Origin of the sequence: Streptomyces celluloflavus (assembly GCA_000720995.1) — a bacterium.
Lineage (GTDB): Bacteria > Actinomycetota > Actinomycetes > Streptomycetales > Streptomycetaceae > Streptomyces > Streptomyces celluloflavus.
The window spans coordinates 274,293-296,217 of record JOEL01000013.1 but is presented as its reverse complement, the minus strand read 5'-3'; the positions used below and the strand labels follow the sequence as shown (position 1 = coordinate 296,217).

Annotated in this window: 21 protein-coding genes and 1 pseudogene; 9 read left to right on the top strand and 13 right to left on the bottom strand. The window is 74.6% G+C overall.

Going from position 1 to position 21,925, the window contains the following annotated elements; translation table 11 throughout:
- Positions 1–642, bottom strand: a complete 642-nt coding sequence (locus tag IH09_RS15330; RefSeq protein WP_052856784.1) for a TetR/AcrR family transcriptional regulator — start codon at positions 640–642, stop codon at positions 1–3.
- A 465-nt stretch (positions 643–1,107) separates the two neighbouring features.
- Here IH09_RS15330 and IH09_RS15325 point away from each other — a divergent pair, with 465 nt between their 5' ends.
- Complete coding sequence (locus IH09_RS15325) at positions 1,108–1,872, top strand: HAD family hydrolase (protein WP_052856783.1); 765 nt, start codon at positions 1,108–1,110, stop codon at positions 1,870–1,872.
- Positions 1,873–1,884: 12 nt separating this feature from the next.
- On the opposite strand, the gene IH09_RS15320 is transcribed toward IH09_RS15325, so the two are convergent.
- From IH09_RS15320 to IH09_RS15315, 3 genes and pseudogenes are all read right to left on the bottom strand, one after another.
- On the bottom strand, positions 1,885–2,748 hold the full coding sequence (locus tag IH09_RS15320) for a PaaX family transcriptional regulator C-terminal domain-containing protein (RefSeq protein ID WP_052856782.1): 864 nt from the start codon (positions 2,746–2,748) through the stop codon (positions 1,885–1,887).
- A 4-nt stretch (positions 2,749–2,752) separates the two neighbouring features.
- Positions 2,753–2,950, bottom strand: a complete 198-nt coding sequence (locus tag IH09_RS40655) for an AMP-binding enzyme (protein WP_172450645.1) — start codon at positions 2,948–2,950, stop codon at positions 2,753–2,755.
- A gap of 8 nt (positions 2,951–2,958) precedes the next feature.
- Positions 2,959–3,585: pseudogene (locus IH09_RS15315) on the bottom strand (AMP-binding protein); the annotation flags it as partial.
- A 220-nt stretch (positions 3,586–3,805) separates the two neighbouring features.
- Between IH09_RS15315 and IH09_RS15310 the strand changes: the two are divergent.
- The 3 genes from IH09_RS15310 to IH09_RS15300 all read left to right on the top strand — a co-directional run bounded on the left by IH09_RS15310 (position 3,806) and on the right by IH09_RS15300 (position 6,972).
- Positions 3,806–4,939 carry an acyl-CoA dehydrogenase family protein gene (locus tag IH09_RS15310; RefSeq protein ID WP_052856781.1) on the top strand — a complete coding sequence of 378 codons (1,134 nt, stop codon included), beginning with the start codon at positions 3,806–3,808 and terminating at the stop codon, positions 4,937–4,939.
- 422 nt (positions 4,940–5,361) lie between these two features.
- On the top strand, positions 5,362–6,177 hold the full coding sequence (locus IH09_RS15305; RefSeq protein ID WP_052856780.1) for a helix-turn-helix domain-containing protein: 816 nt from the start codon (positions 5,362–5,364) through the stop codon (positions 6,175–6,177).
- 15 nt (positions 6,178–6,192) lie between these two features.
- The gene (locus IH09_RS15300) at positions 6,193–6,972 is read left to right on the top strand and encodes a helix-turn-helix domain-containing protein (RefSeq protein ID WP_052856779.1); all 780 of its coding nucleotides are present in this window, start codon (positions 6,193–6,195) and stop codon (positions 6,970–6,972) included.
- 32 nt (positions 6,973–7,004) lie between these two features.
- Here the strand turns inward: IH09_RS15300 and IH09_RS15295 are convergent, their stop codons facing one another.
- From IH09_RS15295 to IH09_RS15255, 9 genes are all read right to left on the bottom strand, one after another.
- Positions 7,005–8,036 carry a hypothetical protein gene (locus tag IH09_RS15295; protein ID WP_052856778.1) on the bottom strand — a complete coding sequence of 344 codons (1,032 nt, stop codon included), beginning with the start codon at positions 8,034–8,036 and terminating at the stop codon, positions 7,005–7,007.
- The gene (locus tag IH09_RS15290) at positions 8,023–9,288 is read right to left on the bottom strand and encodes an ATP-grasp domain-containing protein (protein WP_052856777.1); all 1,266 of its coding nucleotides are present in this window, start codon (positions 9,286–9,288) and stop codon (positions 8,023–8,025) included. The genes IH09_RS15295 and IH09_RS15290 overlap by 14 nt, the downstream gene beginning before the upstream one ends.
- A gap of 55 nt (positions 9,289–9,343) precedes the next feature.
- The gene (locus IH09_RS15285; protein ID WP_190233299.1) at positions 9,344–10,060 is read right to left on the bottom strand and encodes an SDR family oxidoreductase; all 717 of its coding nucleotides are present in this window, start codon (positions 10,058–10,060) and stop codon (positions 9,344–9,346) included.
- A 118-nt stretch (positions 10,061–10,178) separates the two neighbouring features.
- Positions 10,179–10,976, bottom strand: a complete 798-nt coding sequence (locus tag IH09_RS15280; protein ID WP_052856776.1) for an HAD family hydrolase — start codon at positions 10,974–10,976, stop codon at positions 10,179–10,181.
- Positions 10,963–12,015, bottom strand: a complete 1,053-nt coding sequence (locus tag IH09_RS15275) for a beta/alpha barrel domain-containing protein (RefSeq protein ID WP_052856775.1) — start codon at positions 12,013–12,015, stop codon at positions 10,963–10,965. Before IH09_RS15275 ends, IH09_RS15280 begins: the two co-directional genes overlap by 14 nt.
- Positions 12,012–12,401, bottom strand: coding sequence for an L-rhamnose mutarotase (locus IH09_RS15270; RefSeq protein WP_052856774.1), 390 nt, complete (start codon positions 12,399–12,401; stop codon positions 12,012–12,014). Before IH09_RS15270 ends, IH09_RS15275 begins: the two co-directional genes overlap by 4 nt.
- Complete coding sequence (locus IH09_RS15265) at positions 12,398–13,327, bottom strand: dihydrodipicolinate synthase family protein (protein WP_052856773.1); 930 nt, start codon at positions 13,325–13,327, stop codon at positions 12,398–12,400. The genes IH09_RS15270 and IH09_RS15265 overlap by 4 nt, the downstream gene beginning before the upstream one ends.
- Positions 13,324–14,451: an NAD(P)/FAD-dependent oxidoreductase gene (locus IH09_RS15260; RefSeq protein WP_052856772.1), complete on the bottom strand. Its 1,128-nt coding sequence runs from the start codon at positions 14,449–14,451 to the stop codon at positions 13,324–13,326. Before IH09_RS15260 ends, IH09_RS15265 begins: the two co-directional genes overlap by 4 nt.
- Entirely contained in the window at positions 14,444–15,772 is a 1,329-nt protein-coding gene (locus IH09_RS15255) for a lysine N(6)-hydroxylase/L-ornithine N(5)-oxygenase family protein (RefSeq protein ID WP_052856771.1), read from the bottom strand. Before IH09_RS15255 ends, IH09_RS15260 begins: the two co-directional genes overlap by 8 nt.
- Before the next feature lie 328 nt (positions 15,773–16,100).
- On the opposite strand from IH09_RS15255, the gene IH09_RS15250 reads away from it, so the two are divergent.
- The 5 genes from IH09_RS15250 (at position 16,101) to IH09_RS15230 (ending at position 21,834) form a co-directional block, all read left to right on the top strand.
- A complete protein-coding gene (locus tag IH09_RS15250; protein ID WP_052856770.1) occupies positions 16,101–16,481 on the top strand; it encodes a cupin domain-containing protein in 381 nt (126 codons plus the stop codon).
- The gene (locus IH09_RS15245; protein ID WP_052856769.1) at positions 16,478–18,070 is read left to right on the top strand and encodes a class I tRNA ligase family protein; all 1,593 of its coding nucleotides are present in this window, start codon (positions 16,478–16,480) and stop codon (positions 18,068–18,070) included. The genes IH09_RS15250 and IH09_RS15245 overlap by 4 nt, the downstream gene beginning before the upstream one ends.
- Entirely contained in the window at positions 18,063–20,147 is a 2,085-nt protein-coding gene (locus IH09_RS15240; protein ID WP_052856768.1) for an FAD-dependent oxidoreductase, read from the top strand. Before IH09_RS15245 ends, IH09_RS15240 begins: the two co-directional genes overlap by 8 nt.
- Positions 20,148–20,242: 95 nt before the next feature.
- Complete coding sequence (locus IH09_RS15235) at positions 20,243–20,845, top strand: pyridoxamine 5'-phosphate oxidase family protein (protein WP_052856807.1); 603 nt, start codon at positions 20,243–20,245, stop codon at positions 20,843–20,845.
- A gap of 116 nt (positions 20,846–20,961) precedes the next feature.
- On the top strand, positions 20,962–21,834 hold the full coding sequence (locus tag IH09_RS15230; protein WP_052856767.1) for a hypothetical protein: 873 nt from the start codon (positions 20,962–20,964) through the stop codon (positions 21,832–21,834).
- Positions 21,835–21,925: the final 91 nt, after the last annotated feature.

Below are 21,925 nucleotides of genomic sequence, written 5' to 3'. Positions count from 1 at the left end.
TCAGCCGGCCGGGATCTGGGCCGGCGCCGGGATGCCGGCCGCCGCCTCCCGGCCGGACATCCCCGACAGCAGCGCCCACAGGCCGACGACGGCCTCCTTGTCCCACCACGACCGGTCCTCGCCGCCGAGGTGCAGCAGACCCACCACGACCGAGGTCAACAGCTGTGCGGTGCGCCGCGGTTCACTGTCCGGGCGCTGCTGCCCGTCCGGCCCGAGGCGCTCCCCGGGCTCGCAGGTCATCGCCTTGTCGAGGAAGAGCGCGTACCAGCGCTGCTCCAGGGCGTAGATGTCGAGTCCGGGCGCGGTCTCCGGCCGCAGCCGCAGCCCCGCGCGCAGCACCGCGTCGGATTCCACCTGGTCGAACAGCGCGACCGCGAAGTCCTGAACGGCGGTCGCCAGCGGCTGCGGGGAGCGGGCGAAGGCGTCCTCGACGCCCCGGAGCGTGCCGAGCGCGGCGTCGCGCACCGCGAGCGTCAGGTCGTCCTTGGACGTGAAGTGGAAGTAGAGCGCCCCTTTGCTCAGGCGGGCCCGCCGGCTGATTTCGACCATGCCCGAGGCGGGCACGCCCTTTTCCAGGAAGGTCTCGGCGGCCGAGCGGATGAGCGCCTGGCGGCTCTGGATGGCGCGATGCTGCGTGGGCACGGTGTCCGTCCCGTCTCTAGTGCGGCTGCTCTCTGGTACGGCTGCGAGCTGAGTGTACATAGAAAACCAACCATGCGGTTCGCTATTCTGCGTCGAGATGGCCGGATGCCCGTCCACCTGTCGTGAAGTGATCGTCCGTCGGATCGGCCGCCGATAGGTGTAACAGGCCGGGATCGGCACGGTCGGACAAGGGCTGTGGGGCGGTGCGGTCCACTCGGGACGGTGTGGCAACGGCACATTGACAAACAGCGCAGGCGGTTTTTAAATCTGCGGAGGCGGCAAACGGGACGATCCCTTCCGTGAAGTCGCCTTGACGGTCGCGCGCCGCTCTTGGACAGCAGTGCGCCCTGGCGAGACCGCCTCTGCCCCCGTCTGCCGTCGACCGCCCAGCCGCCCGAAACCAGCCGAGCCGGCCACGTCACCAGAGCCACTGCATCCATTCGGAACCCGGAAAGGTCTCCAGTCATGCGCGTATCAGCGGAAGTCGGCGAGCGTCCTGCACGAGGCGTGCGCGGCGCCGGCGGCGAGACGATCAGGGCCGCGGTCTTCGACCTCGACGGCACCCTCGCCAACACTCTGCCCCCGATCAGCAAGCTGCTGGTCAAGGTGGCCTCGGAGCAGGGCTGTTCGGTGACCGCGCGGCAGGCCGCCGCCGCCATCGGCCGCCCGCCCGGCCAGGCTTTCGGGCGGCTGCTGGGCAGGCCGGAGGAGGACGGCCGGGTGCAGGCCGCCATCTCCCGCTACCGCGAGCTGTTCTCCTACGAGGTCCTGTGCCAGGGGCCGCAGTTGCTCTTCCCCGGCGTCACGGCCGGACTCTCCGCGCTGCGCGCCCACGGCGTCGAGCTGGCCGTCGCCACGTCCAAGACCACCCGCAGCGCCGAGGCGCTGCTGGACGTCATGGGCATCCGCGACCTGGTTGGTCCCGTCATCGGGCAGGACGTGGTCAGGCGGGGCAAACCGCACCCGGAGATGGTGCTGCGGGCGGCCGGCCGGCTGGGGGTCGCACCCTGGGAGAGCGCGTACGTGGGGGACACCGTCGGGGACATGCGGATGGCGGTCACCGCGCGCATGGAGCCGGTCGCGGTGACGTACGGCATCGGCACCTTCGGCGAGCTGGCCGCGGTCGCCGGCACCCGGATGTGCGGTTCGTTCAAGGACGTGGTCTCGGTCATCGCCGCCGCCCGGCCCCGGCCGGCCGCCGCCGGCGCACCGCAGCAGCGCCGCCGCTGAGGCGCCCGCGGCTCAGCCGGCGCCCGCGGCGCGGCCGGGTTCGTCGCGCACGTAACGGGCGCCCGCCGCCCGCAGGGTGGTGTGCAGCCGGCCGAACACCTCCGCCGCGCGGCCGCCCGGCCAGTCCTCCGGCAGGAGGGGAGAGGGCAGTCCGGGGTCCGCGTAGGGGAGGCGGCGCCAGGCGTCCAGGGCCAGCAGATAGTCGTGGTACGCGGCCTCGGGCGGCACCTTGCCCCGGCCCGTCCACCGGCGCAGGACCGGCTCGTGCGTGGCGAGGAAGGCGCGGTGCTGCGCGGCGATGGCGTCCAGGTCCCACCACCGCGCCACCGACCGCGCGGTGGGCTCGAAACCGGCATGACGGCCCGTGAAAAGATCGACGTACGGGGCGAGTTGAAGGCGTTCCAGGGTGTGCCGGGTCTCCTCGCAGAGGTGTGCGGGGGCGATCCACACGCCCGGCGCGGCGGTGCCGAAGCCCAGCCGGGACAGCCGCGAGCGCAGCAGATGGCGCTTGTGCCGCTCCGCCTCGGGGACGGAGAAGACGGCCAGCACCCAGCCGTCGGACAGCCGCGCGGCCGGGCGGCCGTAGATCCGCCGGTCGCCGTCCGCCAGCAACTGGCGGGCCGCGTCGGAGAGACCGTACGCGGCGGCCCCCGCGGGCGTGCGCTCCGCGACGAGCAGCCCGCGGTGCTTGAGGCGGGAGACGGCGGAACGCACCGACGGCGGCGTCACACCGACCACGCCGAGCAGCCGGATCAGGGCGGCGACCGGCACCGGTCCGGCCGCCGTGCCGGGGCCGTCCGGTCCGCCGCGCCCGTAGGCGCCGTAGAACGTGACGATCAAGGACCGTGGGGTGCGCTGCGTCTGACGGTCGTTCACCGGCTCACTCTAGAGCGGGTCCGCCGCGCTCCAGGGCGCCGGGGCGCAGCCGGAAGCGCTGGAGTTTGCCGGTCGGGGTGCGCGGCAGGGCGGTGTGGAAGACGATCTCGCGCGGGCATTTGTACGGCGCGATCCCGGACTTGGTGAAGGTGCGCAGCGCGGCGGCGGTCGCCGCGCCCCGCGGGACGCCGGCCCGCAGCACCACATGCGCATACAGCCCTTGGGGCGGCCGGTCGTGCCAGAGGTGAAGGCGATCAGCGCGACATCGTCGGCGGCCGTCGCGACGGCCTCGAACGGCCCGGTGCGGCGCCGGGCCAGCCGCCGCAGATCGTCCGGCCCGTCCCCGCCGTACACCGTGATCCGCAGCCCCAAGACCCCGGCCCGCGCCAGGTCCGCGACGGAGCGGGCGTCGCACAGCGCGTACCGCACCCGTGCGAGCCGGCAGATCGTGGCGAGCTCGGGCGGGCGGTGCGCGGCCAGGACGGTCACCGCGACCGCGCCCGCCTTCATCACCGCCGGCCAGCAGGCGGCCAGCCACGGGGTGGTCGGGCCGCGCAGCAGCACCCGGTTGCCCGGCCGCACCCCCAGGTCGTCGGTGCGGGCGCGGGCGATCGCGTCGACCCGGTCGCGCAGCTGCCCGTACGTCCACACGGGGCCGTTCGCGTCGCGCATCGCGGGCCGGTCGGGGCCCAGCCGCCCGATCGTGGCGTCCAGCAGCTCGGTGCCGCAGTTCAGCCGGTCCGGATAGCCCAGATCCGTGAGGCGCGGCCACTGCCCGGGGGGCGGCAGCCGGTCGCGGGTGAAGGTGTCGGTGTGGGCCGAGGACCGTGGCTCCATGGACAGGCGCCCCCTTGCGCCGAGGTGGCCGACGGGCGGCCGGGGAAGGGATGGGGGACTCTGGAGGCCGGTGCGAGAGAGGGCCGGACCGGGCGGAGCAGCCGGCCCGGCCGGTGCGGGAACCGGCCGGGAACTGCCGTACGGATCCGCCGCCGGCGTAACGTGTTCGTGACGACAGGCAACAGAACGCGACAGAGGACCGCTACCAGGGAGCCGCCTCGTGACCGCATTCGCGCTGGCAGAGGACGACCGGGAATGGTGTGCGCGGCTGCGCACGCTGACGGCCGAGCGGCTGCGTCCCCTGGCGGCGGACGGGACACCGGGCCGGGTCAACCGTCCGCTGGTCGCCGCCCTCGGCCAACTCGGCCTGCTGGAGCGGATGTTCCCCGCCGAAGGAGGGCTGCGCGCCCTCGATCTCTGCCTGTTGCGGGAGTCCCTCGCACAGGAGTGCACCGAGGCCGAGACCGCGCTGGCCCTCCAGGGGCTGGGCGCCTACCCGATCGTCCAGTCCGGGAGCGCGGCGCAGCGGGCCCGCTGGCTGCCGGAGGTGACCGCCGGGCGCGCGGTCGCCTCCTTCGCGCTGAGCGAGCCGGGCGCCGGTTCGGACGCCGCGGCGCTCGCCCTGGCCGCCGAGCCCGACGGCCCGGACGGCTGGCGGCTGACCGGCGAGAAGTGCTGGATCTCCAACGCCCCCGAGGCCGACTTCGCGACCGTCTTCGCCCGCACCGGCGGCGCGCCCGGCGCCCGCGGCATCACCGCGTTCCTGGTGCCCGCCGGGCGGCCGGGCCTGACCGGCAGCCATGTGGACATGCTCAGCCCGCACCCGATCGGCACCCTGGAGTTCGACGGGGTACCGGTGACCCGCGCCGATGTGCTCGGCGAGGTGGACCGCGGGTTCGGGGTCGCGATGCGCACCCTGAACCTCTTCCGGCCGAGCGTGGGCGCCTTCGCGGTCGGTATGGCGCAGGCCGCGCTGGACGCGGCGCTGACGTACGCGGGTGCGCGCACGGCGTTCGGCGGCCCGCTCAAGGACCTCCAGTCCGTCGGCCACCAGCTCGCCGAGATGGCCACCCGCGTCGAGTCCGCCCGCCTGCTGGTGTACGCGGCCGCCTCCGCGTACGACATGGGGGACCCGGAGATCGTCCGCCGCGCGGCGATGGCCAAGCTGCTGGCGACCGAGACCGCGCAGTACGTCGTGGACGCGGCCGTCCAGATCCACGGTGCCCGCGCGCTGCACCGCGGCCATCTGCTGGAGCACCTCTACCGCGAGGTGCGTGCCCCGCGGATCTACGAAGGCGCCACCGAGGTGCAGCGCTCCGTCATCGCGAAGGAGCTGTACCGGGGGAGGCCCTGAAGTCCGGCGGCGCTCCCGGGAGTCCGTCAAGTGGCGTGCCGTGGGCGGCGGATGACGGCTGACCGCCGTCGGACCCGGGCCGGTCCGGGGCGGGGCGACAGTCGGTGATCAACCCCTCACCAGTCAGAACGCATGTGCGGTATATTGCGACCGATTGCTCAAGAGGACCAACTCGTTGGCCGCTTCGCGGTCGCCCGGGTGCCGGGCCGGAACGAGGCAGGCGAGCACCACGCCGTGGTGCACCGGGGTGCGGGGGTGTTTCTCGTGGCAAGAAGGCCGGAGGGGCCGACGGGCCCGCCGGGGCGACCCGGACCCGCCGTCGGCCGGCTCGCACACCGGTCGCCGGGCGAGGGCACCGGCCCCCGCCAGGACCACTTATCCCCCTCGGAACACCCGTCCGGGCGGCCGGTGGTGGTGGGACGGTGAGCGGGGAGCGCGCGTTTCTGACACACGAGGAAGCGGGCCCGCTCCCGGCCCCGCCCGCCCGTCCGTTACGGCAGCCGGCCGCGGCGCCCCACGCCGACCCGGTCGAGCAAGTCCTGCTGCACACCCGGGACTTGGTCGACACCGCCGTCTCAGCGTTACGTGCCCTGCCCGACCAGCGGCTGACCGCACTGCCGGCACGGGCCCTGGCCGCACCGCAGGAACTGGTCGCCCATGTGGTGGGCGGCGCCCGCCGGACGGTCACCGCGGCCCTCCCCGGCGGCCCGGAACTCCTGACGGTGCTGCGGGACGCGCTGGAGCGGCACCCGACCGCCGCGGACCGGCCACCGCTCACCGTCCGCCTGCTGGTGGCGGGCCGCCTCCCCGTGTGGCTGCCGCCCCGGATCACCGAACGCGCCGGCGTCCGCTCGGCCGGCTGCGGGCTCACCCCGACCGTGGTGGTGGACGGCCGGACCGCTCTGGTGTGGTCCGAGGCGGCGGACGACGATGGCGCGAAGGGCCTGCTGGTCAAGGACGAGGCCACGGTCCGGTCCCTGGGCCGTCTGGTGGACAGCGCCTGGGCCGCGGCGCAACCATGGGCCGACAGCCGCCAGTTGGACGGATACCTGCACACCGAGATCGCGCGCCAGGTGCTCCAGCGGCTGCGCCTGGGGGTCACCGACGCGGTCGCCGCCCGGGAGATGGCGGTCTCGCTGCGGACCTACCGGCGCCATGTCGCCGAGATCATGCGCTGCCTGGACGCCCGTACCCGCTTCGAGGCCGGCGTGCGCGCCGTCGAGTCACGGTTGCTGTGAGGAAGGAGAGCACGGGTGCTGCCGGGGACGAAGGACATGGAGCGGGAGCTCATGGAGGTGCGCGAACTGCTGGCGGCGCTCGCCGTCAGACGGCGCGACCAGACCGCGAGCGACGCGCAGGTGACCGTCGTGGAACCGCACCACGACGCCTTCGGCGCCACGGCCGGGGTGCTGATGTCCCGGGCGGTCAGCAGCGTGGAGGTGCTGCTGGCCGGTCTCCCGCAGGTGAACGGCACGGTCATCGCGGCCCTGCGCCAGGCGTTGCCGCCGTACACCGCGCACCCCGAACCCCGCATCCTGTGCACCCCGCAGTCATGGCGGTGCGCGGTGCCGCTGTCGTCGGAGTGCGCCCTGCTGACCGCGCTCTCGGACGACGGTGACACGGTGCGGCCCGAGGTCCGGATGGCCCGGCTGCTCCCGCTGACCGCCGTCATCGCCGACGGCGAGGTCGCCCTGCTGCGGACCGGCAAGCCCGGTCCGGGCGCGGCCGCCGTCGTGCGCGCGCCGTCCGTGGTGGCGAGCCTGCGCGCGCTCTTCGACACCGTCTGGCAGGGGGCGACGGGAGTGGAGGAGTACCTGCGGCTGCGGCGGCGGAACTGGCCCGAGGTGGCCGGCAAGGTGCTGGTCCGGCTGCGGGACGGCGTCAGCGACGACACGGCGGCCCGGGAACTGGCGATGTCGGTGCGCACCTACCGCCGGCACGTCGCGGACATCATGGCGCTGCTCGGCGCGACCTCGCGGTTCCAGGCGGGGGTGCGCGCCGCCGAGGCGGGCCTGCTGCCGCGCGACGGCTGACGGCCCCCGGCGGCGCACCATCCGCCGCCGGGTCAGGGCGTCCGGGCGCCCGGTGGCGCCCCGTCCGCCGGTGCGGACGCGGCCGGTTCCCCGGTTGGTTCCCCGGCCGGCGTCCGGTCCGCCGGGGGCCGGGACCGGGCCAGCGCGCCCCAGAGGATGAAGCCGGTCAGCAGCAGCACCCCGGTCAGCGTGTGGCCGGACTGGTGCAGCCGGGGGTCGAAGAACTGGAGGGCGAACGTCATCACCAGATTGCTGCCGAACAGCAGCGACACGGTCATCGGCTCGGTGCGGGTGATGCCCACCTGGAGGACGTAGAGGGTGCCGATCACCCCGAGGCCGAGGCCGAGGTACAGCGCCACGTTCGTCCCGCTGTACGGGCTCGCGGTGCCCCGCACCAGGAAGATGACCAGCGTGGACACCAGCAGCAGCCAGAACCGGCAGGCCATCATCTGCCCCACGCGCATCCCGGCCTCGCCCAGCCGCTTGGTGTAGAAGGTGTTGCCCGCCACGGCGCCCGCGGTCAGCGCGCAGGCGGCCAGTCCGAGGGCGAAACCGCCGGCCGAGACCGACCCGGTGGCCGCCGAACCGGCCAGGGTGGTCACCGCGAGGTAGGCCATGGCCGCCAGCACGCCGACGGAGGACAGCACCTCCACCCGGCTGGGCCGCGCCTGGGGGCGCAGCAGACCGCCGAGCAGGATCGTCAGACAGGGCACCAGCCCCACGATGACGGAGTTGGCCACCACCGGCTCGAAGACCGTGAGCGCGTACAGCACGGCCAGCCAGCTCAGCGTCGTCGTCACGTTGTACGCGAGGACATCGCGCCATGAGCGGCGTACGGCGGCCGCCAGTTCGCGCAGATCGCGGTTGAGCGCCAGATAGAAGAGCTGGGTGACCGCGAAGGTGTTGAAGGCGTAGAACTCCGGGCTGATGTGCTGCACCAGCGCGCCCTCGACCACCGACTTGACCGCGTTGGCGAGGCAGTAGACGAGCACCAGGAGGGGCCCGCCCCACGCCGCCGCCCGGAACGCGCCCGCCGCCCGCCCGGTCCGGCTAGGCGAGGTCATAGAAGCCCTCCCCGTCCAGGTAGCGCACGGTGCCGAAATCGCGCAGCACGACGTCCTGCACCGGATGGGCGAGGTTGATCAGCAGGGGGATGGTGAAGTCGTTGACGGTCCGGTGGACGCGCTCACCGGGGGCCACCGCCATCTTCACCTCGTGGAAGCTCTCCAGCGCCTTGACCTCGTCCAGCCGCGGATACCCCAGGAGCGTGCCCGGACGCGGCGCCACCACCGCCTGCGAGGAGACGAACTCCCGCACGGTGTAGGGCGCCTGGGCCCGGGACCGGAAGCGCTCGGGGTCGGTGTAGGCGTCGGCCGTCCACTCCAGCTGGCTCTCGCCCACCGCCCGCCGCACCAGGTTCGGCAGGTCCCCGCCGCAGACCCGGGCACCGGTCTCGATCAGGCACGGCCCGTCGGGGGTGAGCTTCAGCTCGGTGTGCGACGGGCCGTTGCGGATGCCCAGCGCGTCCAGCACCCCGCACGCGTACCGCACCAACCGGTCCTGGACGGGGCCGTGCCGCTCCAACAGCCAGGCGCCGTCCAGCAGGTCGCGGACGCCGTTCGCGTGGAGATGGCTGGTCTTCCACACGTCGCAGACATGGTGCACACCGTCCAGGCTGACCGTGTTGACGTAGAACTCGCCGCCCCACAGGTACTCCTGGGCCAGCACCGCGTCGTTCTCCAGGGACAGGGCGCTGCGGGTGCCGACGATCGCGCGGAAGGCGGCGCCGGCCTCCTCCGGGCTGTCGCAGAAGAACACCCCGTCGTTGCCGGCGCTCTTGACGGGTTTGACCACCACCCGCCCCGCGGAGCCCTGCTCCCGGGCCATCTCCTCGTACCAGGCACGCAGTTCGTCCTCGTCGGCGGTGAGCAGCTGGCGGGCCGCGCGCAGCCCGGCGGCACGGACCGCCTCCGCCATCCGGAACTTGTCGCGCCGGGCCGCGCTCAGCGCGGTGCCGTTGGTGCGCAGTCCCAGCGCCTCGCTCAGCTCGTCGGCGAGCTCCACCCCGCTCTCGATCCCGGCCAGCAGCGCCACCGGCCGCTGCGCGCGCAACTGCCGCACGGTGTCGTCTAGGGCGCCGTCGTGCACCACCTCGGCCGCGAAGTCACCGGCGACGAACGAACCGGCGTACACCGCGGGGATGACGGGGGTGCTGCGCACATGGACACAGCGGTAGCCGCGCTCCCGGAAGAGCGGTGCGAGCCGGTGGGCCGAGGAGTACGCGTCGACGAGGGCGACCGTACCGCGTGCTGGCATGGGCTTCTCCTGTGCTGGGGCGGCCGGTCGGCCGCGGTCCGGGCGGGGCGCGCCGTCAGCCGGACGGGACGGTGAGTGCCGCGCCGTTCGGCGCGGCGGGCACATGGTGCAGCAGGTAGTCCGCGGCCCGCAGCGCCCACTCGCGGGGGCCTTCGTACTGGCTGTGCTCATCCGGCAGGCAGGTGGCGAGCATGTCGGTGTCCACCCCGCCGCCGGGGTCGAGCGAGACGGCCGTCACGCCCGGCCGCAGCGCGCCGGTCTCCTGGGCGACGGCCCGGGTGAACCCCTCCACCGCGAACTTGGCGGCGGTGTAGGCGGCGAGCAGTCCGCGCGGATTGCGGCCCCAGCCGGAGGAGACGGAGACCAGCGTGCCCCCGTCGCCGAGGAGCGGCAGGAAGGCACGGGCCATCGCGTACACGCCCACGACGTTGACCCGCATCATGTGCTCGAACTCCGCCGGGGGCACCTCCCAGACGGGGGCCTGCGCGGTGATGTGCCCGGCGTTGGCCACCACCATGCCGGGGGCGCCCAGGCGTTCGCCGACCTCGGCGGCCCACCGGGCGACCGCGTCCGCGTCGGTGACGTCCACCGCGCTGACGAGGTGGCCGGGGCCGAGGTCCGCGCGCAGGGCGGCGAGCGCGGCCCGGTCGCGGGCGCAGCCGGCGACGGGCCGGCCCAGTTCGGCGAACCGGCGGGCCAGCGCGGCCCCCAGTCCTCTGCTGACGCCGGAGATGACCACCGGGGAGGTGCGGTCGGTGCGGTCGGTCGTCAAGGCTGCGTCGTCCTTCCGGTTCGGGCGGCCGGCTCCGGGCGGAGCGGGCCGGTGCGGCGGGCCGGCCCTCGCGGTACCGGGCGGTCCGGGCACCGGGGCCCGGACCTGCCCGGTCCGCTCACGGCGCCGACCGAGGTTCGGCGTTCACCGGACCTGCCTGCCCAGGACCCTGCGCCACGACGGCCCCGGTCACCAAACCGCGCGGATCCAATCCGGCCGCCACCGCCACCTCCTTGCCGGCCGGTCCGCCGGGGCCGCCCAGGATCTCGCCGGGCGGGAAGAAGCCGTACCCGGTGACGAGGACGAAGGCGGTGCCGGCGGCCCCCGCGGCGAGCAGGTCCTGCCGGGAGTCGCCCAGCAGGACCGTCCGGTGCGGCGCGGCGCCGGTTCCGGCCACCACGCCGGACAGCCGCCGCGCCTTGGGCTCCTCCCCGCCCAGCACACCGCGGAAGGCGTCCAGCAGACCGTGCCACCCCAGCAGCCGCTCGGCCTCCGGGGTGAGCGTGCCGGTCGCCACGTACAGCGGTACGCCGCGGGCGGCGAGGGCGGGCACCAGCCGGTCGGCGTGCGCACACAGCGGTGCCTTGGCGTACCGCTCGCCCAGCAGGGCGGCGTAGTCACCGGCGTAGCGCGCGTAGAACGGCTCAAAGTCCTCGTCGCGCCCGGTGTTGCGGCCGCCGAGGTAGTCGCGGTGGAAGGCGAGGAAGTGCTCCCGCCGGGTCCGGCCGAAGGTGCGGCGGAACTCGTCGACGAAGGGATCGACGAGTTCCGGGCCGAAGACCGCGAGCGCGTCGCGTACGCAGTCCACCTTCAGCTCGTTGGAGTCGACGAGCACCCCGTCCAGGTCGAACACCACCGCGGTGTGGTCGGCCAGCGCCTCCTCCAGGGGGACCGGGCCGGTCTCAGGCACACGCATGGCGCAGCGCGTCCTCCAGTGCCTGCGGGGTGAACGACGTCGCGTGCTGCCCGGCCAGGTGGCGCAGGGCCCGCAGCTTGGTCTCGACGTCCCGCTCCGCGTTCTCCTCCAGCCGCTGTACGTACGTCGGGTGGACGCGGCGCATCCCGGCGATCGCGTACAGGGCGCCGGCGCCCCACCGGTGGGTGTCCCGCAGCGGTTCGAACCGCCGGGCCACCAGGTCCAGCATCGGCTGGAGGGTGTCGGGGGCGGTGCCGAGGGCGGCGAGCAACTGCTCGGTGCGGGCGTTGCCCGCGCCGCGGCCCATGCCCAGGACGGTGGCGTCGAGCCAGGTGGCCCCGGCCTCGGCGGCGGCCAGGGTGTTGCGCAGCGCGAACCCCTGGTTGTCGTGGCCGTGGATGCCGACCGGGGCGTCCTGCCCGGTGCGGAAGAGCTCCACGAGTTCGGCGATGCGCGCGGCGTGCAGCGAGCCGAGCGAATCGGCGACGTACACCGCCTCCAGCGGCCCCAGGTCCGCCACCGTCCGTACCAGGGCGGTGACTTCGGCGGGGGTGGCCAGGTCGATCTGCATCAGGTTGAGGCCGACGCCGAAGCCCGCGGCGCGCAGCGAGGCGATCTCGGCGGCGAGGCCGGCGGCGCGGCTGTGGTGCACCGCGACACGTACCAGGTCGACCGGGAGCGAGCCGGTGGCCAGCAGCTCCGCGAGGCGGGGGCCGGTCTCGGCGGCGGGGACGCCCGCGAGGCCGGACGCGTCCACCATCACGGCGAACCGCAGTCCGTGGCCGTCGGGCAGGACCTTGGGCAGGTTGGGGGTGAGCCCGGCCGGGAGCCTGCCGTAGGGGCCGCGGCCGCCCGGGTCGAACCGGGCGTAGCCGAGCTCCACGATGTCGATGCCGGTGTGGGCGCAGACCCGCAGATAGTCCTCGACCAGGGCGTCGTCGAACTCCCAGTTGGTGTAGTAACCGCCGTCCCGCAGCGTGCAGTCCAGGACGGTCAGCCGGTCCCGGACGGCCGGTGCGTGCGGTGCGGGCGTGCTCATTTGTCCTCCAGGTCCGGGAGGGTGTCGGTGAAGTCGACGTGGTGGACGCGCTGCATCGGGGCCCAGTTGAGGCGGCCGTCGTTGCCCGGGTGGCGCACCAGGAGGCTGCCGCCGCCGTCGTGCATCATGTCGTCCCACTCCTGGACCCGGGGGTCCAGGTCGTTGGCGCGCAGGAAGTCGCGCACCGGCTCGAAGTGGTCCTCGGCCTCGACGTACATGAAGAGGGTGAGCGGCTCGATGAAGAAGATCTGGAGCTTGCGGACGCCGATGGTGTCCAGCGCGCCGCCGGGGCCGACGATCTCCGGCCACACCTCCCGGTGCAGGGCGATGTACTTGTCGGCGGCGGCCTGGTCCCGGAGACGGATGGTGAAGGCGTAGTTCTTCATCGAGCGAGCTCCTTCGCGAGGGTGAGCAGGTGCTGGTAGGTGCGGTTCACTTCGGTCCACGACTCGTCGTCGAGGACGTGGCGGCTGGGACCCCGGACATAGGTGGTCGTGATGAGGCCGCGTTCCTTCAGGAAGCGCTTGGCGATCGACAGGTAGTAGTCGGTGCTGTTCATCATGTGGCACATGAGGTACGACAGCGGGTGGCCGAGGCGTTCGGCGTTCGCCCGGTCGCCCGCCTCCAGCAGCCGCCACAGCGTCACGACGATCTCGGCGATCTCGGTGGCGGGGATGGTCCCGGTCAGGCCCCGGCCGTGGCAGTCCAGGAGCATCATGCCGCCGTCGCCCTCGAAGACCCTGGCCCGGCCCCCGGTGGCGTCGCGCAGCTGGCTCACCCGCGGCGGGGTGGGCTGCGCCTCCGGCTTGAACATCACCCGTTCCTCGCCGTACGTCTCCAGCAGGCGGGCCTGGGCGCCGATGGTCAGCGGCTGCTTGGCCAGGCTCTTGGCGTGGTGGACGATCACCGGGATGTCGACCGACTCGATGACGCGGCTGTAGTAGCCGACCATCTCGTCCTCGCCCAGGCCGATCGTGGCCGGGTGCATGACGAGCAGCGCGTCGACGCCGACGTCCTGCGCGTGCCGGCTGTACTCGACCGCGGCCTCCGCGGTCTCCGCACCGGTGCTCATCACCGACACCCCGCGCCCGTCGGCCGACTTGGCGCACAGCTCGGCGACGCGCAGCCGCTCGGTGTGCGTCAGCCGCAGGACCTCCGAGACCTGGCCGACGACGAACCCGTCGCAGCCGGCCCGGAACATGTGGTCGGCCTGGCGGCGGAAGTCGTCCTCGTGCAGTTCGCCGCTGTCGGTGTAGGGCATGAGGACGACCGGCAGAACACCCTTGACGTCCTTGGCTGTGGGCAGACTCATCGGCTGGTTCCGTTCGTGTCGTGCGCCGGGGGCGGCGCGTGGTTGCCGTCGATGCCGATCAGGCGGGCGGTCTCGGCGGCCGCCCAGGGCGCCATCTTGAATCCGCCCCCGTTGAAGCCGGTGGCCAGCAGCAGGCCCGGCTCGCGCGGGTGGCGGACGACCCGGCCGCCGCCGTCCGGCGCCCAGCACTCGGCGGCCCGCAGCCCGCCCAGGCTTTGGCTGCCGGGCACCCAGCGCCACCGCCGGGCCCCGGCCTCGGCGGCCAGCTGCGACTGGGCGGCGTCCACGGGTTCGCGGCCCGCGCCGGGCACCCGGCGGCCGGTCGGGTGGCCCAGGTAGATGCCGCCGGAGTCGGGATCCGGGCGGCCGTTGACGTCGAACTCGTCGTCCGTGTAGGCGGGCTGGCCGGTGACCGGGGCGGCGGGGCGCCGCAGTTCGACCTGGACGGCCTGGGCCCACAGGTCGTGCTCGATCCCCCAGGACGTCAGCAGACCGGGCGTCGCGGCCCCGGCGGCCAGCACCACGGTGGCGGCCCGGACCGCGCCCGAGGTGGTCCGCACGCCGTGCAGGCGGCCGTCGCCCCCGCGCAGCGGACTGTGCACCGCGACGCCCTCCAGCACCGTGCCGCCCTTGCGTCGGCCGGCCCGCAGATAGCCGCGGGTCACCTCGGTGGCGTCCAGCCAGCCGGCCTCCGGCTCCCATACGGCGCCGCCGCGGGCGGGGGCGGCGAGCAACTGCCCGAAGCGGCTGTCCACTTCCTCCGCGGTCAGCCACCGCGCGGGCGCGTGCGCCGACAGCCGGGCGGTCTCGCGCCGGGCGGCCCCGGCGCGGTCGGGGTGCGGCAGGTAGAGGAAGCCGCACGGGTGGAAGGCGGCGCTCTCGCCGGTGTGCGCGGCGAACTCCCGGAAGTGGCGCCAGCCGGTGAGGGCGCGGTCGGTCAGCTCCGGGTCGTCGTGGTAGCAGCGGACGATGCCGCCGCTCCAGGCGGTGGAGCCCAGCCCGCCGCGGTCCTGTTCGACCAGGGTGACGGCGGCGCCGCGGGCGGCCAGTTCGTGGAAGACCGCGGCGCCGACCACACCGCCGCCGACCACCACGACCTCGGCGTCGGCCCCGGTCTCACTCATGGCCGGCGCCGGCCACGGTGGGCCGTTCGGCGGCGGGCGCGGGGGCGCGCCGGGCCAGTACCGACCCGAGGATCTCGCCGGACCGTACGGCCACCATCGACAGCAGCGAGGAGGTGATGCCGTGGGTGTGCTCGGTGCCGCCCTGGAGGTAGATGCCGGGCCCCGCGGGGGCGGTGGTCGCCACCCGGTAGTCGCGGCCGACCCGCAGCCGCCCCGCGGCGTCCCGCGCGCAGTCGGCGGCCACCGCGCCGAGCAGCGGGAGGGGGTCCTGCTCCTCGTAGCCGGTGGCGAACACTACGGCGTCGGCGGTGAGTTCGTCCACGGCCCCGGTGGTCAGCGAGCGGGTGCGCACCGTCGCGCCGCCGGCGCCGTCGGACACCTCGGTCACCTCGGTCGTGCCCAGGACGCGCAGCCGTTCGCGGCCGTGGACCTTCTCCTGGTAGGCGCGGCGGTAGAGGTCCTCGATGAGTTCGAGGTCGACCACGGCGTAGTTGGTGTTGCGGTGGTACGCCATCAGCTGCCGCCGGGCGTCCTCGTCCGCGCCGAAGTAGACGTCGACCGCCTCCGGGTCGAAGACGCGGTTGGCGTACGGGCTGTCGTCGGCGGGGCTGTAGCCGTAGCGGGAGAAGACCGCGCACACCTCCGCGGCGGGATAGGTGCGGTGCAGGTACTCGGCGGCCTCCGCCGCGCTCTGCCCCGCGCCGACCACCACGAACCGCCGGGCGCCGTCCTGGCCGGCGTCCGCGAGCCGGGGCAGCAACTCGCTGCTGTGCCAGACGTGTTCGGAGGGTTTGACGCCCTCGGGAAGCCGGGGGCGCAGTCCGCAGGCGACGACGACATTGCGGGCGAGGTGCACGGCGGTGCCGTCGGGGCGGCGCACCGCCACCTCCAGCAGATCGCCGGCCCGGCGGATCTCGGTCACCTCGGAGGAGTACCCGACCAGATGGTCGACGCCGGCGGCCGCCCACTCCAGGTAGTCGTGGAACTCCTCCCGGGTGGGGTAGAGCATCTTGTGGTTGATGAAGTCCACGAGGCGGCCGCGGTCGTGCAGATAGGGCACGAAGCCGAAGCGGCTGGTGGGGTTGCGCAGGGTGGCGAGGTCCTTGAGGAAGGACACCTGCATGGTCGCGCCGTCGATGAGCATGCCGCGGTGCCAGCCGAACCGCGGCTGCCGCTCCAGGAACATCGCGGTGACCGCCCGGTCGGGCGGCACGCTCTCGTTGTGCTCCTCCAGCGCGATGGCCAGGGCCAGGTTGGCCGGGCCGAAGCCGATTCCCACGACGTCATGGACGGGCGCACAGTGACCGAGCGGATTCCCCATGAAACTTCGCCCTTCCCTCGCTACCGGTATCGCTGCCGGGTCCTCGCCGACTGAGCTGACGGGACGCTAACGGGCCGCGAGGGAACATTGGGGCGGGTGGGGAGAAACATGGCAGGGGGCTGCCGTTCTCCCTGTCCGACCCGGGCAACCTGTCGCCCTTTGTCGCCTCTTGTCGCTTCTTTGCGCCACCGCCGGTGGCACCTTCCTGCACATCGCGTGGAGATCCGTTGACCTCCGCGAACGCCCCGCACCACAGTTGCCGCGGCGAAGCGTGAATTCCGGATCTCCGGACGACGTGCCGGATCAACTTTCGGGGTGCATACCTTTTATGATCACGAAATTTCGGCTGAACGAGGACGCGGCCACCCGTGAGTTCGGCATGGCCTGCCAGCGGGTCATCCCCTGGCAGGGCCAGGACGAGGAACCCCCGCTGGGCGCCATGGCCTGCTTCCTGCCGGCCGGCGCCAGCTCCGCACCGGACTGCCACGACCAGGACGAGGTCATGATCATCACGTCCGGCGCCGGCCGCCTCGACCTGGCCGGCGAGGAGGGCACGTTCGAGGCCGGGGACGTCGTCGTCCTGCCCCGCAAGCACGAACACGTGGTGCACAACCCCGGTACGGACACCCTCGTCTGGGTCTCCCTGTACTGGCCGCTGCACGAACCGCAGCCGGACGGACCGGAGCCCGGCCCCCGGTCCGGCGCATGAGCGCCCCGGTCTGGATCACCGCGACACCCCCCACCCCCAACGGCGATCTGCACGTCGGCCATATCGCCGGGCCGTACGTGGCCGGGGACGTGCTGCGCCGCTTCCTGGCCGCCGACGGCGTCGAGGCCCGCTACACCACCGGACTCGACGACCACCAGAGCTATGTGCCGGTACGCGGCGCCAAGGACGGCCGCACCGGCGAGGACGTCGCCGACGGCTACGGCGCGTCCATCGAACGGACCTGGCACGCGGCCGAGGTCGCCTTCGACCGCATCGTCCACCCCCGCCGCGACGCGGACTACCCCGCGTTCGTCCAGGACTTCCTGCGCCGGCTGCACGGTGCCGGGCACCTCGTCGCCCGCACCCGCCCGCTGCCCTACTGCACCGGCTGCCGGCGCTGGCTGTACGAGGCGTACGTCTCCGGCAAGTGCCCGCACTGCGGCGCCGGTTCCCACGGCAACGCCTGCGAACCCTGCGGCCGCCCCAACGACTGCGGCGACCTGACCGATCCGCACTGCGAGACCTGCGGACTCCCGGCCGAACTGCGCGACTGCACCCGCCTGTACTTCCCGCTGGCGCCCTTCGCCGACCGGCTCACCGCCTTCTGGGCCGATGTCCGCATGCCGCCCCATCTGCGGGTGCTGTGCGAGACCATGCTCGCCGACGGACTGCCGGAGATCGCCGTCAGCCACCCCGCCGACTGGGGCGTCCCGGTGCCCGTCGACGGATTCACCGACCAGCGCGCCTACGTGTGGTGCGAGATGGCACCCGGCTACCTCTACCAGTCGGACCGGCGCGGGCCCGGCGGCGGACCGGCCACCGGACCCGTGCAGTTCTTCGGCTTCGACAACGGCTACTTCCACGCCGTGCTCTTCCCCGCCCTGTTCATGGCGTACGACGCGGCCCTCCCGCTGCCCACCGCCTTCGTGGTCAACGAGTTCTACCAACTGGACGGGCAGAAGTTCTCCACCAGCCGGCGGCACGCCGTCTGGGCCCACGACGCGCTCGCCGGGGCCGGCTCCGACGCCCTGCGCCACCATGTGCTCGCCGACCGCCCCGACGGCCGCCAGACCAGCTTCGCCCCGGCCGACCTGGACCGCACCATCGGCCACCTGCGCACCGGCTGGGACGGCTGGCTGCACCGGCTGTGCGCCGCCGTCGCACGGGACTGCGACGGCCGGGTGCCCGCCGAACGGCCCGCCGGACCCGACTGGGAGCGGCTGCGGGCCGGGCTGCTGCGCACCGTCGCGGAACTGCGCGAGGCGTACGGGACGGCGGGGTTCGACCCGCGCCGCGCCGTGGCGCTGCTGGACGACGCGGTGGCCCGCACCGCCGACTTCGGGCATGTGCACGCCCACGAACGCGACCGCCCCGACGGCGCCGCCGCCCACCGCGCCGCCCTCACCGCCCAGCTCGCCGCCGCCGCGGCGCTGGCCGCCTGGGCCGCCCCGGTCATGCCGGCCGGCGCCGCCCGCCTCGCCGCCCTGCTCGGCGAGCGGCCCGGCCGCCCGGTCACCGCGGCCGCCCTCGCCGCACCCGAACCGGGCCGCCGCCTCGACCCGCCGGCCGGACCGGTCTTCGGTGGCTGAGACGGCCGGCCCGCACCCCGCCGCGGCGGCCGGTTCACACCCCGCCGCGGCGGCCGGGCCGCTGCGCGTCGCGGTGGTCGGACCGTTCAGCGGACCGCGCGCCGCCTGGGGCGAACTGCTGACCCGGGCGGCGGACGCCCACCGCGACCGCGGGATCACCTGGGAGCGCCACGACGACCGCGGGGACGCCGGACGGGCCGCCGCCGTCGCCGAGGCGGTGACCGGCGACGGCGGATACGCCGCCGTCGTCGGGCACTTCAACAGCATCGGCGCCGGCCACGCCCTGCCCGTCTACCGCGATGCCGGACTGCCGCTACTGCTGCCGCTGGCCACCGCCCCCGGCCTGCTCCGCGGCGGCGGGGGCGGCGCGCTGCGCTGGTGCCCGCTCGACACGGGCCAGCCCGCCGCGCTGCGCCGCGCCACCGAGGCGACCGGCACCCCGGCGGTCGCCGACGACGGCACCGACTACGGACGCCGGCTCGCCGAACGGTTCCGCGCCGCCTGGCGGACCGCGCCACCGGTACGCCGGGACGGCCCGGCCGCGCTGGTCGTCTGCGGCACGCACTTCGGGGCGGCGGCCACCGCCCGGCGGCTGCGCACGGCCGGCTTCGCGGGCCGGCTGCTGTTCACCGACGACTGCGCCGTGGCCGAGTTCGCCGGGCTGCTGGGCGCCGACGAGGCCCGCGGCGCCCGCGTCGTACGGCTGCGCGGCGGCCCCTACACCCACGTCGACGCCGCCTTCGGCTGCCTGGTCCGGGCCCTCGCCGGTGACCCGGGCGCGCGCGGCGGCCGGCTGCTGGCCGCCCTGCGCGCCCACGCGGGCCTGGCGTTCGACGCGGACGGCGACCCGGTGGACGCCGACGGCGCCGCGGGCTGGGAAGTCGTACCGGTGCTCCGGGCGGCGTCCCCCGCGCCCGGTCCCGCGCCCGGACCGGACGTGGTGGTCGTCGGCGCCGGTGTGGTCGGCGCCGCCACCGCCGCCCACCTGGCCGAGGCCGGACTGTCCGTCGCCATGACCGCGCCCGGCCCCGGCACCGCCTCGGCCACCGACTGGTCGGGCGGCCTGGTCCGGGCCTACGAACCCGATCCGGCGATGCGCGCCCTGGCCGTCCGCAGCCACGGGCTGCTGTGGGGGAATCCCGCCGGACAGAGCGCCGCCTGCGGCTTCCGTCGCACCGGCTCCCTCGTCCTGCTGGGTGACGGGGACGTCGAAGAGGCCGAACGCGGTCTCGCGCAGCTGCGCGACGCCGGGGTGACCGTGGACCTCCTCGGCCCCGCGGAGGTCCGCGACCGCTGGCCGGACCTGGCGGCCGACGGCATCGCCGGCGCGGTGTGGGAGCCCGGCGGCGGCTACGCCGATCCGCCCGCCACCGCGGCCCACTACCGCACCCGGGCCCTGCGGTACGGAGCCACCCTGCTGCCCGGCCCCGTGGTGGCACTCGAAACGCACCCGCGCGGCGTCCGCGCCGTCACCCCGGCCGGCGCCGTGACCGCGCGGTGCGCGGTGGTCGCGGCGGGCAGCGGCACCCCGGCCCTGCTGGGCGACCGCCTGCCGGTGCGCCCCGGCCGCGGCGCACCGCGCACCAAGCGCATCCGGTACGCCTTCTTCGACCTCGGCGGCCGCCGGCTGCCCGCCGTCAGCGATCTGACGACCGGTATGTGGGGACGGCCCCAGACCGGCGGCCCGGCGGCCGGCGGACACCTCACCGGACGCCCGGTGGACGAATGGGACGTACCCGCCGCGGGCGGCGGGCAGCTCACCGGCGAGGAGATCGCCCACATCCGCTCCGGCGCCGTCCGCCGCTGGCCGTGGATCGGCCAAGCCCGTTATCTCCTGGGCAGGTTCGGCGCCGATCTGTACCATCCGGACGGTCCGTTCCTGGGACCGCTCCCGGGGGAACCGCGCGTCGTGGTGGCGGCCTGCTGGTCCGGTGCCGGCTTCAAGACGGCACCCGGTGCCGCCGCCGAAGCTGCGGCGGCGGTCCGGCGGCTGCTGCGGACGGACCACGCGGACCCCACCGGGACCGCGGACACCGGACAGCCAGTACCGCCCGCACCGACAGAGGTCATACGTTGAACAACCCGCCGCCCCGCCCCCCGGGCACCGAACTCCCGGCCGCCGGACAGCCGCACACCGAGCTGCCGGTCACCGACCGCACCCGGCTGCGCCGCATGAAGGAGAAGGGCCGTACCGCCCGCAGCGACCTCGACGCCGTCCTGGCGGCGGGCTTCCTCTGCCACCTGGGCGTCCTCGTGGACGGCACCCCCATGGTCGTACCGACCGTGTACGGCGCCACCGCCGACACCCTGTACCTGCACGGCTCGTCGGCCAGCCGCAGCCTGATACAGGCCCCGGACGGGACCGTCTGTGTGACGGTCACGCACGTGGACGGTGTGGTCCTGGCCCGGTCGGTCTTCGAGCACGGCATCAACTACCGCTGCGCCATGATCTACGGCGTACCGCGCCAGGTCACCGACGACGCGGAGAAGCTCACCGGCCTGCGGGTCCTGACCGAACAGGCCGCCCCCGGCCAGTGGGACTACGCACGGCGCCCCAGCCGCAAGGAACTCGCCGCGACCTCCCTGCTGGCGCTGGGCCTCGACGAGGCGTCGGTGAAGGTGCGCACCGGTCCGCCGGACGACGGCGACAGCCCCGACGCGCAACTGGGCCTGTGGGCCGGCGTACTGCCGCTGACCACCGTGCGCGGCGCGCTCGTACCCGACCCGGCGCTGCCCCCGGACATCGCGCTCCCCGCCCACCTGCGACGCGACTGACGCGGCGGGGCGGCCGGCCCGTACGGCTACACATCCCCGGCCGCCCCGTACGGCTTTCCCCGTCCGCGGCGTCCCACCACCCCGTCCGCAGCCCGACGTTCACCGAGGAGAGAGCCGTGTCCCCGACGCCCCCGCCCGAGTCCGCCGCCCACCCGTGGGCCGGCAAGGTCGCCCAGCGCGATCTGGTCGCCGCGGCCGATCCGGACCTGGCCCTCGACCTCACCGTCCTGACCGCTCCCGAGCAGCTCCCGGGCCACCTGGCCGCGCGGAGCGGCACCGTGGTGCTGCGCCCGGAGTTCTCCGACGACCTCGGCTCCGCCGTACTGTGCCGCGCCGGTGCGCCGCTGCCGGAACGGGAGACGGCGGACCTCTGGGCGCGGGGCACCCGCCTGGTCGCGCACGACCACGTCGCCGGCGTCCCGCACTTCGCCGGCGGCCGGGTGACCGGCGGCCGGCTCGAACTCACCGACCGCTGGGAGTGCTTCTGCCTCGACGAGGGCCCGTTCGCGTACCTCACCAGCGTGATCAACGTGCCCCCGGACGCGCCGACGGTGCGCGGCCTCGCCGACCGCCTTCAGCCGGTGGTGGAGGCCGCCGGGTTGCGCGCGGGGCCGGTGACCTTCGAGCTGGTTCTCGGCGAGCGGACGTGCAAGGTCGTGAAGTTCGCACCCAGGGCCGGCGGTGAACCGCTGCCGACACTGGCCCGCGAACTCGCCGGGTACGGCGCCGGCTTCCTGGCCGACTACTCCTTCATCACCCGCCGCCCCGGCCGCCTCGTCCGCATCCGCCATCTGGACACCATCCAGGCACTCGGCTCCTACGCGGGCGTACTGGAGGCCCCGGCACCCGGCGACGAGGTGGTGCAGCGCTCGATCGAGGGCGGACCGCTGACGGTGCTGCTGCGCAACCGCGACGAGGCGGCACTCCGCGCGGACATCGCACGCTGCCAGGAACTGAACCGCGCGGGCGTCTTCGAGCTGAGCACCTGACCACCGGACCCTGTGGCGGCCCGGCGGCCTGTCACCCACCCCTGCCTCTTGCCCCCTTGATCTCGCCTCCCGCTCCCGAACAGAAAGCCAT